Raw genomic sequence first — 13,514 nt, forward strand, 5'->3', positions numbered from 1 at the left:
GAAGGGCTACCGCGTCATGGCCGGGCTTGTCCCGGCCATCCACGCAACGCCGCGGAACAATGCTTGGAAAGCGGCTGTGATTGGTCGGCTTATCGCCACCGCCGAGTCGCGGAGACTGTCGCCGCAACGTCGACGTCGCGCGAAAACATGCGAGAAACCTCGGCGTCGCGGCGTGGATGGCCGGGGCGAGCCCGGCCATGACGGCCCTTCTCTGCAAGGGAGAAGGAGTCGCGCTCGACCGTCGCGGGTCTTTTTCCAGGCGGAGAGAGCCGACTCGCCTGCGGCTCATCGCGCCGCCTCCTTCAGCACGCCGCGTTTCAGCTGATCGTCCTCGATCGATTGGAACAAGGCGCGGAAATTGCCTTCGCCGAAGCCCTCGTCGCCCTTGCGCTGGATGAATTCGAAGAAGATCGGCCCGATCACCGTCTTGGAGAAAATCTGCAGCAGCAGCCGCGGACGAGCGCCGCCGGCTCCGTCGATCAGAAGGCCGAGCTCGCGCAGCGTCTCGACCGGCTCGCCATGTCCGGGCAGACGTTCGTCGATGCGCTGATAATAGGAGACGGGCGGCGCCGGCATGAAATCGAGCCCGCGCGCGCGCAGCGCCGTCACCGTAGCGTAGATGTCGTCGCAAGCGCAGGCGATGTGCTGAATCCCCTCGCCTCTGTAGGCCGCAAGATATTCCTCGATCTGGCTCTTGTCGTCGGCGCTCTCATTGATGGGAATGCGTATCTTCCCGCAAGGGCTGGTCATGGCTCGCGAATGCAGGCCGGTGAGCTTGCCCTCTATGTCGAAATAGCGAATCTGCCGGAAAGCGAAGAAGCGCTCGTACCATCCGGCCCATTCGTCCATATGGCCGCGATAGACATTATGCGTCAGATGATCGAGCGTCGTGAGGCCGACGCCCTGCGGATGCGGATCGCGCGTCGCGGTCCAGCGGAAATCGACGTCGAAGATCGAGCCGGTCTCGCCATAGCGGTCGACGAGATAGACGAGCGCGCCGCCAACGCCGACGATCGCCGGAATATTCAGCTCCATCGGCCCGATCTTTGTCTGCGCCGCTGTCGCGCCCATGTCGAGCGCGCGACCGAAGGCGAAGGCCGCGTCCTTCACACGAAAGCCCATGGCGCAGGCCGAAGGGCCGTGAGCGCGCGCGAAAGCGGCGGCGAAGCTGTCGGGCTCCGCATTCAGCACGTAATTCACATCGCCCTGGCGATAGAGCGTCACATCCTTGGAGCGATGGCGCGCGACGGCGACAAAGCCCATCTGCTCGAACAGAGCCGCGAGCGCGGCGGGCTCGGGATGCGCGAATTCGACGAATTCGAAGCCATCCGTTCCCATCGGATTGTCGTCGGAAACGCGCGGCGCTCCAGCTTCGAGAGAAGGCTTCATTCGCGCCTCCTTGTGATTCGAACACGCCATTCGACATATTGCTGCGCAGATGATTTTGAAGCCCCGGCGCCGGAGAATTCGCGATGAAGCTCTATGATTACTTTCGCTCCTCGGCCGCCTATCGGGTGCGAATCGCGCTGGCGTTGAAAGGGCTCGAGGTCGAGCGCGTCTTCGTGCATCTCGCGCGCGGCGAGCAGCGCCTCCCCGCCTTTCTCGCAAAGAACCCGCAAGGGCTCGCGCCGGCGCTCGAGCTCGATGACGGAACCGTGCTCACGCAATCGCTGGCGATCATCGAATATCTCGACACGCTCACGCCCTCGCCGCGCCTCGTTCCGGCAGATCCCTTGCGCGCAGCCAAGGTGCGCGGCGTCGCTCTCGCCATCGCATGCGACATTCATCCGCTCAATAATCGCCGCGTGCTCGATTATCTGCGCGGGCGCCTCGGCCAGAGCGAGGAGGCGGTCGATCTATGGGTCCGCCATTGGGCGCTGACAGGCGGGCTGGAGGCGATCGAGCGCCTCGTCGAGCCGGGGCCTTATTGTTTCGGCGCCGAGCCGACGCTCGCCGACGTCTGCCTCATTCCGCAAATGTTCGCGGCCCGCCGCTTCGCGACGCCGCTCGCCGCTCTGCCGAAGCTGCTCGCCATAGAAGCCCATTGCGCCGCGCATCCGGCCTTCGCCGCGGCGCATCCGGCGCGGCAGCCGGATGCAGAGTGATCGGGCCCCGGCGATTGACCATGTGCTCCGCCTAAATTAGCTCCGCTGTCGACATAGAGGCGACGCGGGAAGCGATCTATCGTCCAAAGGAATTTGGTGGCGGGATTGCCGAAATTTTAACGAAGATGTAGCGTCCGGGTGTTTCAAGTGGGGGCGCAGCTTTGGACGCGGGCACGATTACGGCGTTGACTGAGTTGGCGAAAATGGTAGGCGTGCCGGGCGCGGCGCTACTTATTATCTCACTTGGAATCGCCATCAAGAGCGACAAGATCGCAGAAACTTGCAGGGGGATCATCCGAGACTGGCAGGACCATTCTCGCAAGTGCCGGGAATTGGATCACCGCATTGCGCGAGATTCGGAAACCATCGGCCTTGAAATTGCTCGAAAGAGCGAGCAGGTGGTCAAACGCATTGGAAGGGGAGCGGGAAAATGAGCATCTCCACCTCGTTGCTCATACTCATCTCCATCGTCTTCGTCGGAGTTCGAGTAGTTTCATATTTCCTCAGCGCCGACTTGGATCGGCTGGAAAAGCTAGCCAAGTGGTCGGGGAAATATTCATCATCGGCACGCGAACTGCTGTCCATGACCGATGCGATGCCGCCGTCAGTTGTTCGCGAACTTGGCTTCTGGAACGAGGCGGTAGTCGATAGAAGGTTCCCATTTTTGCTTGCGGTAGCACTCAGCAATAAAAGGAGAGAGCTCCTTAACGGCGCGAATCTCAGCAGCACGACTGACGATGATGATAAACGAATATTTATGCAAAAAAACCCGGCGCTAGAGGATATATACTACGATACACTCGTGTACGCTCTCATGACTATAGGATATTCTCATTGGCTCTGGGGGCTGATAATACGCACAGCGCTTGCCGATATAGTTGCAGAGCACAAGAAAAGACGGTTGAAGAGCTTTTCCAGCGCCGTGCAACAAAACGTCAAGCTGACGAGAGCGTCGTCGGACTGCGCCAGCTTTGTAGCGTCCACCTAGAGCGCTATCCGATCCAATTGGATCGGATAGCGCTCTAAAATTCTTTCGTTCGAGCGAATTCCGTTCGATCGGAAAGCGCTCCAGCCGGCTCTTTGCCCAACGCGGCGACACGATGCGCCAAAGCTGCAGGAGATGGGAGCGACCTTTTCGACGACGAACAGGTTGCGTGGTTCGTTCTTATTTCACCATGTCGCCTCACCGTCTCCGGCCGGCGGCGCGCAGGCGCGGGATGCAGCGCTCGAGATTGGCGCGGGCCGCCGCGTCCCAGAGCGCGCGCGTCTCGGGGCGGCGAAAGATCGGCGCGCCCTCGCGTGCAAAACTCTCTAGCAGATTCGCCTGATCGGACGCGAATTGCGTCTCGTCGACGCCGGCCGATTCCGTCCTGATCTTGCGCGTGTTGTCGGCGAACGCCTCCCAGGGCGCAGCGAGCGGGCTGAGATCGAGATCGACAAACAGATCGAGATCGCCGGCGAAGCCCGGATAATGCGCCGCCGCCGCCCGCGCATGGGCGTGATCGGCGGTCGCCGTCACGAGATCGGCGACCGCCTGCCGCTCGCTTCCGCACAGCAGCGTGCAGCGGCGAAACGCCTCGACGCTGTCGCGCACATTCTGCGCATCGCTATGCGCGCGCCCATCCGCCTCGCGGGCGCGATGCACGACGTCGTGCCAGAAAATGGCGATGGCGATGAGATCGGGACGCGCGGCGAGGCGCTCGAACCGCTCGAGCCCAACGAGCAGAGCGTCGATGTGCTCCCAAGTGTGATAGGCCCGATGCGCCTGCCGATAAGCGGCGTCGAGAACCGCATAGGCGCCCGGCTCATGCGCTGCTTCTATCCTGCGCCAAAATCGTCTGCGAATAGGTTCGTTCATCGCGTCTTCCAAGAAATCTCTACTTGCGCCCCGGCGCCCATGCCGGCGTCCAATCGTCGCCGGAAGGAGGCGCCTGCTCGAGCGCGGCGAAACGCTCCACCAGCGCGCCATAGAGATCGCGCCACTGCGGCTCGGCCCGGGCGCGCAAAGCCTCCGCCCGCTCGCGCGCTTCGCCGAAAGCGCGGCCACGATAGCACGCCATCATCGCGTCATGCTCGCTGCGCCAGTCGCCGAAGGCGGCGCCCGTCGCGACCGAGGCGTCGCCCGCCAGAGCGAATATCTCGGTCGGCGCGCGGCGTCCCGCCACGATCGCCGCGCCGAGCGAAAGCCATGCGAGATCCGGGGCGGCGGCGCGCACGGCGCCGGAGGCGATGATGTCGGTGCGGAACGTCTTGCACAATCCTTCGAGGCGGGAAGCGAGATTCACATCGTCGCCCAGGATGGAGTAATCGAAGCGGCGCGTCGAGCCCATATTGCCGACGCTGCACGGCCCGAGATTGACGCCGATCCCCATCGCCGCGGGACGGTGCGGATGGCCCTGCGCCTCGGCCTTGGCGGCGCGCTCGGCGTTGAGCCCGGCCAGAGCCGCGCGCATCGCCAGCACCGCCATCGCCGCCTTGCGCGGATGATCGGCGACGTCGAGCGGCGCGTTCCAGAAAGCGACGATGGCGTCGCCGACATATTTGTCGATGGTCCCCTCGCTGTCGAGGATCGCGTCGGTCATCGGCGTCAGATAATCATTCATGAACAGCGTGAGCTCCTGCGCGCTCATGCCTTCCGACAGCCCCGAGAAATCGCGCAGATCGGAGAACATCACGGTGAGCTCACGCGTCTCGCCGCCGAGCGCCAGACGCTCGGGATGCGCGACGAGCCGGTCGACCACCGCGGGCGCGACGAATTTGCCGAAGGCGTTGTGCACGCGCTGGCGCTGGAGCTGATCGAAACGCCACAAGGTCAAGGCGCCGACGCCATAAGCGATCACGGCGGCGAGGCTCGGAAAGGCGGGATCGAGCAGCAGCGCCTCGCGCTCGAAGGCGTAGAACGCGCCGCCGAAGGTCGCGGCGACGGCGCCCGCGGCCACCGCCGCAGAGACGAAGGGCGAGGCGACGAGCAGCGCCAGCGCCACGAGCGCGTAGGCGAGCCCGGCGACGAGAAGCTCCAGCCCCGGCGCCCAGTCGGGCCGCGACAGCAGCGCGCCCGAGAGCAGCGATTCGAGCATTTGCGCATGAATGTCGACGCCGGCGGCCGCGGGCTCGAGCGGCGTCGCGCGAATGTCGCCGGCGCCGACGGCGACGACGCCGATGAGAATGATGCGCCCGTCGATCGCCTCGCGCGGCGCGCGGCCGTTCAGCACATCGGCGGCCGAGACCCGCCGCTGCGGCGCCACGTCGGCGTAGCGCGGGCGGATGTCGCCGGCGGCGCCGCTGGCGATCTCGAGTTCCCCCACCTTCACCGCATTGACGCCGGTGCGTTGTCCGAAGGCCGCCTCGCCGCTGGCGTTGGAGGAGCGGATCACAATGGTCGTCGCGCCCTGCGCGACGCGCAGCGCCTCGAGCGCCAGCGACGGCACGACGCCCTGCGGGCCGACGGCGACGAGCGGAATGCGCCGCACGGTCTGGTCGCGGTCGGGCCGCCAATTGGTCGCGCCGAGCCCCTGCGCCGCCTCGGCCAGCTCCGGCAACGGCGCGACGACCGCGGGGAAAGCGACGAGAAACTCCTCCGGATCGTCGCCGGCGATGGCGACGCCGGTCTTGGGCGGCGGCAGCGGGCCCGCCCCCTCTTCCGAGAGCGTCATGCCGAGCACCACTGGCGCCGCGGCGATGGCCTTGGCGAAGACGCGGTCATTGGATGCGGCGCCGGCGGCGGCGGCCAGGATTTTCTTCTTGGCCGGCCCTTCGGGCAGCTCGCGCAGGAAAAACTCGAGGCTCGCACGGTCCGGCTCGGCGAAGACGCAGTCGAAGGCGATGACCGCCGCGCCCATGGCGGCGAGCCGGCTGGTCAGCTCCGCCAACCGTGTGCGCGGCCAGGGCCATTGGCCGAAAGCCGAGAGGCTCGCCTCGTCCACGGCGACGACGCGAACGGGCGTCTCGGGGTCATAGCGGCGCGGCGACAGACGCTGAAACGAATCGAAGACGAAATTGCGCAGATCGTCGAGCAGCCGCGGCTGCGCCCGGCCGAAGGTCAGCACGCTCGTCGCGACGGCGGCGGACAAGATGAGATAGAGAGGCGTGCGCCGCTTCAGCCCGCGCACGCGCTCGGCCACGCGCATCAATAGGCGGAGCCCGCGCCGCCCCCCACGCCGCCCTCGCCCGGAGGCTCGGCCGTGGGCGCAGCCGGCGCCGCCGGCTGATGGACGCTCCCGGCATGGCTGCGCACGAGCGACTGGCCCGCCCAGAACATGTTCAGCGTGTCTAGCCCCGGCCCCCGGTCGCTGTCGGCGGAGCCGAGCAGCGGCCGGTCGCCGCCGAGCAGGCGCTCGGCCTCCTCCTCGGTCGGCAGAATGTCGGCGCCGCCATGCTGGGCGAGCTCGCTCGCCAGCTCCTTCTGCAGGCCGGAGACGATCTCGGCCGAGACGCGAAAGGCCTCGCCGATCTCGCCGCTCGGCGAGACGCAAACGCCCGCGCCGGCGCGCGAGAGCACGCGCGAGCCGCCCTTCGTGCGAATGGTCAGCGCGCCGAACTGATCGACGATCAGCGCGCCGCATCTGGGGCGGCTGAGATCGACCAGAACCGTGCCGCCGCGCACGGCGATCGTCGCCGTCGGCGTCTTGATCGAGGCGCCGCCGCCATGGCTGACGCCGCCGCCGACGAACCGCAGCACGCCCTTCGTCGCGCTGATCGTCTGCTCGCCGCCGCTCGTGCCGGAAAAGACGAAACGGTCGATCGTCACCTGGCTGCTGCGGCCGACCGTCAGAGTCGAGCGGTCGCGAAACACGATCTGCGCGCTCCCCGCGCGATCGGTCTCGACCCGCTCACGATCGACGACCGAAGCGCCGAGCGCCAGCGGTTTCGCCGCCTGCCCCGGCGCCGTCCCCCGCGCCGATTGATTGACGGCGCCGATGCTGCCGACCGATTCCGCGGCGGCGGCCGATACGGCGAGGACGAGGCCGGCCGCGATCGCAAATCTCGCCGCTGAGGTCATGCCGGCCTTCCTCTCGTGTGGTTTCGAGAAGCGAGCCTGAAGGCTCGCGGTCCACAGCCCGCCCCTGGACCGCGAGCCTTCGGGCTCGCTCTCGCCCGTTTTCAAATCCAGCGCCGCGCGCATTCTTAAAACCGCGCCACGGGGCCGAACCATACCGAGAGATTGTCGGTGCGGAAATTCGGCAAATTGGAGTCATAACGGGCGTATTCGAAGGCCGCCGTCACCCCGACGAATCGCGTGAGCGGCGCCTCGACGAGCACACCCGCCGCCCAGCCCGTGTCGCGCCGCGCCCGCGCCGGATCGAGCAGCGGATCGGCGGCGTCATAAGAGCTGTGGAACACGCGGCCGAAGGGGGCGAGCGACCATTTCCCCGCGCCGGCGAGCGGCGAATCGAAATCGAAGCGCAGCAGCGCCTGGCCCTCGACCTGATCGAAGCTCTGCGACAGGCGGGCGGCGTTGGCGCGGGTGAAGGCGGCGCGCGTCTCGAGCCGGATATTCTCCCGCGGCGCCCACAGTCCGGCGAGCGAGGCGGTCACCGCCCCGCCCGTGCCGAGCGCGGCGGCGGAGGGGAAGAGCCCGGTCGAGGCGACCGAGAGATAGCGAATCTCGACGCCCGGCTCGACGACGACGTCCTCGCGCAAGGGCGCGGCGACAGAGACGCCGGCGCCGCCGGAATTGAGATAATTGGAGCCTCCGACATAGGAGGTCATGCCGGTCACATAAGGCTTGACGCCGACGCCCGGCGCCGCGACCGGATCGAGCGCGAGGCGCGGGCCGACCGAGAGGCCGAACACGCCGACATTATATCCCGGAAGGTGGAATTGCTGCGTGGCGTAGCCCTTGACGCGCGTCTCCAGCTGCGCCCCGCTCTGCGTGTCGAGATCGGTGTCATTGGCGACATCGACGAGCTCGAAGGCGTTGAAATCGGCGCGGCGCTGCAAGGGCGAGACGATGCCGGCGCCGCCGGCGACGAACAAGCCGTTGTTCGGAAAGAAGGAGCCGTTGGACTGCGAGCGCAGCCCGGCCTGCAGCCGCGCCGACCAGCGGCTCGGCTCGCTCTCCTTCAGCGCCTCGCCGAGAACCGACTCGATCTGCGCGCGCTGGGCGGGGCCGAGCGCCCCGCTCTCGAGCGCGGCGCGTAGATGCAGCGCCGCCGTCTCCCCGGCGCCGAGCCGCGCATAGAGAAGGCCCAGCTCCTTTCGCGCGCGCGAAAGATTGGGGTTGAAGGCGAGCAGACGCTCGAGCGCGCCGATGGCGGCCTCGTAATCGCGCAGCTCGGCCGAAACCATCACATAGCGAAAAGCGGTCTCGTAATCGGCGGGATGGAGCCGCGTCTCCTCGGCGAGCCGCGCCTGCTCGGCGCGCGCGTCCTGCGCCCGCGCCACCGGCGCGCAGCAAGCCGCGAGCGCGCCGAGCACGACAGCCGCGCCGCTTCGCGCATATTGGAAACCGCCCACGAAAACCCCTCGCCCGAGCGCCCCGCTGCGGAAGCGGAGCTTTCCGATCCGCAGTAGGAGGGGAAGGGCGCGCAAAGGTCAAGCCGAGGAGAGAGGTTTCGCGACCCTGATCCGCCGGAACCTATCCTTCGCAAAATGGTTGTGCAGTCGGCGCACGCCGAAACGGCTCGGCGCGCAGCGACGTTTGCGTCGACGGTTTTTGCGTATCGACTGAGAGAGCCCGCCAATATGCGACCCTGTCATTCCGCCCGGCGCCGCGCCACGCCGCTCTCGCGACGTGTCGTGACGACGGTCTTGCCGAATGTTTCGATGCTGCTGCTCGCGGGCTGCGCCGGCGGCGTGCTCGACCCCAAGGGCCAGATCGGCGCCGCGGAAAGCAAGATTCTCCTCAACGCTTTCGGGACGATGCTGGTCGTCGTCGCGCCGACCATCCTCAGCGCTCTCGCCTGCGCCTTTTGGTTCCGCGCTTCCAATCGCCGCGCCCGCTATCTGCCCGAATGGTCCTTCTCCGGCCGGCTCGAGCTCCTCAATTGGGGCATTCCTCTTCTCGTCATCCTCTTTCTCGGCGGATTGATCTGGATCGGCTCGCATCGGCTCGATCCCTTCCGGCCGATCGACGCCGCAAGAGCGCCGCTCGAGGTGCATGTCGTCTCGCTCGATTGGAAATGGTTGTTCATCTATCCTGAACAATCCGTCGCCAGCGTCAATGATCTCGTTCTGCCGGTCGACACGCCGGTGCATTTCTCGCTCACCTCGGCGACGGTGATGAACTCGTTCTTCGTGCCGCAGCTCGGCGGCATGATCGCGACCATGCCCGGCATGGTGACGCAGCTACATCTGAAGGGCGACCATATCGGCGATCTCTGGGGCCTGTCGACGCAGTTCAGCGGCGACGGCTACGCCGGCATGCGCTTCGCTGCGCGCGTCCGCTCGCAGGCGGAATTCGAGCGCTGGATCGAGGAGGCGCGCAAAAGCGCCTGCGATCTCGACGAGGCGGGCTACGCCGCTCTGCTGCGTCCGAGCCAAAATGTGCGGCCCTTCACGTTTCGCTCGGTCGCGCCCGCGCTGTTCGACGACATAGCGATGCGAAAGCTCACCAACGCCTCTGGCGCGGCGCCCGCCGCGCACGGCGCCTGCACGGAGGCGACGCGATGAAGCTCTTCGGCGCTCTGTCTTGGGACGCGATCCCGTGGAACTCGCCGCTGCCCCTGATCGCCGGCGCGGTCGTCATCGCCATCTGCATCGCTATCGCGGCTTGGGTCGTGCTGGCGGGCCATCTCCCCTATCTCTGGCGCGAGTGGATCACCAGCGTCGACCACAAGCGCATCGGCGTCATGTATATTCTGCTCGGCCTCGTGATGATGCTGCGCGGCTTCGCCGACGCCGTGTTGATGCGCTCGCAGCAGGCGATGGCCTATCGCGCGCCGGGTTATCTTCCGCCCGAGCATTTCGACCAGATCTTCTCCTCGCACGGCACGATCATGATCTTCTTCGGCGCCATGCCGCTGACGATCGGGCTGATGAATTTCGTCATTCCATTGCAGCTCGGCATGCGCGACGTCGCCTTTCCGACCTGGAACTCGACGGGATTCTGGCTCACCGCGACGGGCGCGCTTCTCGTCAATATCTCGCTCGTCGTCGGCGTGTTCTCGCGCGCCGGCTGGCTGCCCTATCCGCCGCTCTCCGAGCTCGAGTTCTCGCCCGACGTCGGCGTCGATTACTATCTCTGGGCGCTGCTCATCTCCGGCATCGGCACGCTCGTCACCGGAATCAATTTGGTCACCACCATTCTGAAGATGCGCGCCCCCGGCATGGGCTATCTCAAAATGCCGATGTTCTGCTGGACCGCGCTCGCCTCCAGCCTGCTGATCGTCGCCGCCTTTCCCATTCTCACGGCGACGCTCGCCATGCTCGCGCTCGACCGCTATCTCGGCTTTCATTTCTTCACCACCGCCGGCGGCGGCAATATGATGATGTTCATCAATCTCATCTGGGCCTGGGGACATCCGGAGGTCTATATCCTCGTCCTGCCCGCCTTCGGCGTCTTCTCGGAAGTGATCTCGACCTTCTCCGGCAAGCCGCTGTTCGGCTATCGCTCGATGGTGCTGGCGACGCTCGGCATCTGCATCATCTCTTATCTCGTCTGGCTGCATCACTTCTTCACCATGGGCGCCGGCGGCACGGTCAACGCCGCCTTCGGCATCGCCACATCGGTGATCGCGGTCGTCACCGGAGTCAAAGTCTTCAACTGGGTGCTCACCATGTATGGCGGACGCATCCGTTTCGCGACGCCGATGCTGTGGTCGATCGGCTTCATCGTCACCTTCGTCATCGGCGGCATGACGGGCGTGCTGCTCGCCGTTCCGCCGGCGGATTTTCTGCTGCACAATAGCCTCTTCCTCGTCGCGCACTTCCACAACACCATCATCGGCGGCGTGGTGTTCGGCGTTTTCGCCGGCGTCGCCTATTGGTTCCCGAAAGCCTTCGGCTTTCGCCTGCACGAAGGCTGGGGCGTCGCCGCCTTCTGGTTCACGCTCGCGGGCTTCTGCGCTGTCTTCATTCCGCTCTACATGCTCGGCCTGCTCGGCATGCCGCGACGCATGCAGCATTACGACATGGAGATGTGGCGCCCGTGGACGCAGGCTGCGATGATCGGCGTCTATCTCTTCGCGATCGCGTTGATCTGCCAGATCGTCCAACTCGTCGTCAGCATTCGCCGGCGCGATTCCCTGCGCGACGACACCGGCGATCCCTGGAACGGCCGCTCGCTCGAATGGGCGACATCCTCGCCGCCGCCGTCATTCAATTTCGCCGCCGAGCCGAATGTGCGCGGCGAGGAGCCATATTGGGAAATCAAACGGCGCGCCATCGAGACGCAGCAGAACGATGCGCGCTATGAGGCGATCGCCATGCCGCGCAACAACGCCACCGGCTTCGTCACCGGCTTCTTCGCGACCGTCACCGGCTTCGCGATGGTGTGGCGCATCTGGTGGCTGGCGGCGCTCGGACTCGCTGCGGCCTATGCCGTGTTCGTCTGGTATGCGTGGCGCGACATATCGGAAGAAGAGATCTCCGCCGAGGAGGTCGAGCGCATCGATCACGCTCATCGCGAGCGCCGCGCCGATTGGCTCGCGAGACAATCGCAGACCAGGGAAACGACATGACGACGATCGAAGCCCCCGCGCTCGGCCGCCCCGCAGACCCCTACAAGGTCCACCGCACCGAAATGCTGGCGACCGGCCATGGCGACGCCGGTCCGGCGTCGACGCGCGTCGTCGTCGCCTTCGGCTTCTGGATCTTTCTGCTCAGCGACATCGTCATGTTCTCGGCCTTCTTCGCCGCCCATGCGGTGCTGCAGAACGCGACCGACGGCGGCCCCGCCGGGCGCGATTTGTTCGATCCGACGCGAGTGGCGATCCAGACCGGCGTTCTCCTCCTATCGAGCTTCACCTGCGGCGTCTCCGCTGTGGCGACCAATGCGCGCAGCCATGTCTGGACGCAGGCGGCGCTGCTCGCGACCGGCCTGCTCGGCGCCGTCTTCCTGCTGCTCGAGGCGCATGAATTCGCCGGCATGATCGCGAGCGGCGCGGGACCGCAGCGCAGCGCCTTTCTCTCGTCCTTCTTCGCGCTCGTCGGCCTGCACGGAGCGCATGTCGGCGTCGGTCTGTTGTGGCTCGGCACGATGATGGCGCAGCTCTTCGTCAAAGGCTTCACGCCGATCCTCTATCGGCTGATCTGCTTCAATCTCTACTGGCATGTGCTCGACATCATCTGGGTCGCGATATTCACCGTCGTCTATCTGATCGGAGAAGGCCGATGAGCGAGATCGAGGAGCGCGGCGCCGAAGATGTCGCGCCCGGCTTCATGGACGCGCCCGGCCACGGCCTGCGCGAGGGGCTGCTCACCTATTCGATCGGCTTCGTCCTCGCCGTCCTGCTCACCGCGGCGTCCTTCTATCTCGTTCGCACGACGTTCATTTGGGGACCGGGAATCATCATGGCGCTGGTCGCGCTGGCGATCGCGCAGATCGGCGTGCATCTCGTCTTCTTCCTCCATCTCACCACCGCGCCGGACAACACCAATAATGCGCTCGCCCTCGCGTTCGGCGTGCTGATCGTCACGCTCGTCGTCGGCGGCTCGCTGTGGATCATGTCGCATCTCGCGCATAATGTGATGCCGGATCGCATGATGGCGCGCATGGATCTCGACGGCGTGGCTGCCGAGAGCGCGCTGCGCGTCGATGGCGTCGTCGCTCCCATGGAGCCGCAGCCGATCGAGGCGGGCGTCGCGGGACGCGTCGCGTCCGTGCATTGCGACGCCGGCATGCATGTCGAGGCGGGGCGGCTCTGCGCCGAGATCGATCCGCGGCCCTATCGCGCCGCCGTCGCGCAGAGGAGCGGTGAGACACGAACCGCGGAGGCTCGCCTCGAGGCGCTTCGCGCAACGCTCGATCGAACGCGCGCCGCTCTGCAGCGCGCCGAAGCCCGCGGCGCCGGCGGCCGAACCATCGGCCGGCTCCGTCGCTCGGTCGAGCGACAGCAAGCCGGCGTGGAGCGCGAGGAGGCCGATGTCACGCGCCTGCGGACGGCGCGCGCCGCCGCCGAGAGCGCGCTCGCGCAAACGCGCATCGTCGTCCCGGTCGAGGGACGGATTCGTTCGCGCGATATCGAGCCGGGCCGCGAGGTTTCGGCGAAGGCGCCATTGTTCGTGGTCGCGCCCGACCAGGCGCGCGTCACCGCCGCGCTGGACACTGCGCAGAGCGGCCGCATCGCCGTCGGCGACAAGGCCATCTTCACGGTCGACGCGCTGCCCGGTCAGGCTTTCTACGGAAAGGTGACGAAGATCGCGCCGGCGCGAAATGGCGAAGCCGCGACCATGGACATGACCGCGTCCGATCCACGCCGGATGCTGAAGCCCGGAATGGCGGCGACCGCGCGCATCTTCGCGCGATAG

At 66.4% G+C, this 13,514-nt stretch carries 12 protein-coding genes; 7 read left to right on the plus strand and 5 right to left on the minus strand.

Going from position 1 to position 13,514, the window contains the following annotated elements; translation table 11 throughout:
- Positions 1-285: 285 nt before the first annotated feature.
- Entirely contained in the window at positions 286-1,389 is a 1,104-nt protein-coding gene (gene hppD, locus CQW49_RS05655; protein ID WP_003608727.1) for a 4-hydroxyphenylpyruvate dioxygenase, read from the minus strand.
- A gap of 83 nt (positions 1,390-1,472) precedes the next feature.
- Here hppD and maiA point away from each other — a divergent pair, with 83 nt between their 5' ends.
- The 3 genes from maiA (at position 1,473) to CQW49_RS05670 (ending at position 3,093) form a co-directional block, all read left to right on the plus strand.
- Entirely contained in the window at positions 1,473-2,105 is a 633-nt protein-coding gene (gene maiA, locus CQW49_RS05660; protein ID WP_003608725.1) for a maleylacetoacetate isomerase, read from the plus strand.
- Positions 2,106-2,290: 185 nt separating this feature from the next.
- Positions 2,291-2,539 carry a hypothetical protein gene (locus tag CQW49_RS05665; RefSeq protein WP_155931311.1) on the plus strand — a complete coding sequence of 83 codons (249 nt, stop codon included), beginning with the start codon at positions 2,291-2,293 and terminating at the stop codon, positions 2,537-2,539.
- Positions 2,536-3,093 carry a hypothetical protein gene (locus CQW49_RS05670; RefSeq protein ID WP_003608723.1) on the plus strand — a complete coding sequence of 186 codons (558 nt, stop codon included), beginning with the start codon at positions 2,536-2,538 and terminating at the stop codon, positions 3,091-3,093. The genes CQW49_RS05665 and CQW49_RS05670 overlap by 4 nt, the downstream gene beginning before the upstream one ends.
- A gap of 195 nt (positions 3,094-3,288) precedes the next feature.
- Here CQW49_RS05670 and CQW49_RS05675 read toward each other — a convergent pair whose 3' ends face one another.
- From CQW49_RS05675 to CQW49_RS05690, 4 genes are all read right to left on the minus strand, one after another.
- Positions 3,289-3,963, minus strand: coding sequence for an HD domain-containing protein (locus tag CQW49_RS05675; RefSeq protein ID WP_003608721.1), 675 nt, complete (start codon positions 3,961-3,963; stop codon positions 3,289-3,291).
- Between the two features lie 19 nt (positions 3,964-3,982).
- Complete coding sequence (locus CQW49_RS05680) at positions 3,983-6,232, minus strand: CHASE2 domain-containing protein (RefSeq protein ID WP_003608719.1); 2,250 nt, start codon at positions 6,230-6,232, stop codon at positions 3,983-3,985.
- Positions 6,232-7,104 carry a FecR family protein gene (locus tag CQW49_RS05685; RefSeq protein ID WP_003608717.1) on the minus strand — a complete coding sequence of 291 codons (873 nt, stop codon included), beginning with the start codon at positions 7,102-7,104 and terminating at the stop codon, positions 6,232-6,234. The genes CQW49_RS05680 and CQW49_RS05685 overlap by 1 nt, the downstream gene beginning before the upstream one ends.
- Positions 7,105-7,229: 125 nt before the next feature.
- A complete protein-coding gene (locus CQW49_RS05690) occupies positions 7,230-8,561 on the minus strand; it encodes a tetratricopeptide repeat protein (RefSeq protein WP_003608712.1) in 1,332 nt (443 codons plus the stop codon).
- Between the two features lie 309 nt (positions 8,562-8,870).
- Between CQW49_RS05690 and cyoA the strand changes: the two genes are divergently transcribed.
- Genes cyoA through cyoD form a run of 4 tightly spaced genes read left to right on the plus strand, consistent with a single transcriptional unit; the run spans position 8,871 to position 13,514 of the window.
- A complete protein-coding gene (gene cyoA / locus CQW49_RS05695; RefSeq protein ID WP_065083653.1) occupies positions 8,871-9,716 on the plus strand; it encodes a ubiquinol oxidase subunit II in 846 nt (281 codons plus the stop codon).
- Positions 9,713-11,725, plus strand: a complete 2,013-nt coding sequence (locus tag CQW49_RS05700; RefSeq protein ID WP_003608709.1) for a cbb3-type cytochrome c oxidase subunit I — start codon at positions 9,713-9,715, stop codon at positions 11,723-11,725. The genes cyoA and CQW49_RS05700 overlap by 4 nt, the downstream gene beginning before the upstream one ends.
- Positions 11,722-12,381: a cytochrome c oxidase subunit 3 gene (locus tag CQW49_RS05705; protein ID WP_003608706.1), complete on the plus strand. Its 660-nt coding sequence runs from the start codon at positions 11,722-11,724 to the stop codon at positions 12,379-12,381. The genes CQW49_RS05700 and CQW49_RS05705 overlap by 4 nt, the downstream gene beginning before the upstream one ends.
- Positions 12,378-13,514 carry a cytochrome o ubiquinol oxidase subunit IV gene (gene cyoD, locus CQW49_RS25445; protein WP_003608704.1) on the plus strand — a complete coding sequence of 379 codons (1,137 nt, stop codon included), beginning with the start codon at positions 12,378-12,380 and terminating at the stop codon, positions 13,512-13,514. The genes CQW49_RS05705 and cyoD overlap by 4 nt, the downstream gene beginning before the upstream one ends.

The sequence above is a fragment of the Methylosinus trichosporium OB3b genome, from assembly GCF_002752655.1.
GTDB classification, from domain to species: domain Bacteria; phylum Pseudomonadota; class Alphaproteobacteria; order Rhizobiales; family Beijerinckiaceae; genus Methylosinus; species Methylosinus trichosporium.

Excerpts from the sequence above, each read along its gene's own strand:
- maiA (WP_003608725.1), top strand. The coding sequence starts at position 1,473 with ATGAAGCTCTATGATTACTTTCGCTCCTCGGCCGCCTATCGGGTGCGA.
- hppD (WP_003608727.1), bottom strand. The coding sequence starts at position 1,389 with ATGAAGCCTTCTCTCGAAGCTGGAGCGCCGCGCGTTTCCGACGACAAT.
- cyoD (WP_003608704.1), top strand. The coding sequence starts at position 12,378 with ATGAGCGAGATCGAGGAGCGCGGCGCCGAAGATGTCGCGCCCGGCTTC.
- CQW49_RS05700 (WP_003608709.1), top strand. The coding sequence starts at position 9,713 with ATGAAGCTCTTCGGCGCTCTGTCTTGGGACGCGATCCCGTGGAACTCG.
- cyoA (WP_065083653.1), top strand. The coding sequence starts at position 8,871 with ATGCTGCTGCTCGCGGGCTGCGCCGGCGGCGTGCTCGACCCCAAGGGC.
- CQW49_RS05670 (WP_003608723.1), top strand. The coding sequence starts at position 2,536 with ATGAGCATCTCCACCTCGTTGCTCATACTCATCTCCATCGTCTTCGTC.
- CQW49_RS05705 (WP_003608706.1), top strand. The coding sequence starts at position 11,722 with ATGACGACGATCGAAGCCCCCGCGCTCGGCCGCCCCGCAGACCCCTAC.
- CQW49_RS05680 (WP_003608719.1), bottom strand. The coding sequence starts at position 6,232 with ATGCGCGTGGCCGAGCGCGTGCGCGGGCTGAAGCGGCGCACGCCTCTC.
- CQW49_RS05675 (WP_003608721.1), bottom strand. The coding sequence starts at position 3,963 with ATGAACGAACCTATTCGCAGACGATTTTGGCGCAGGATAGAAGCAGCG.
- CQW49_RS05685 (WP_003608717.1), bottom strand. The coding sequence starts at position 7,104 with ATGACCTCAGCGGCGAGATTTGCGATCGCGGCCGGCCTCGTCCTCGCC.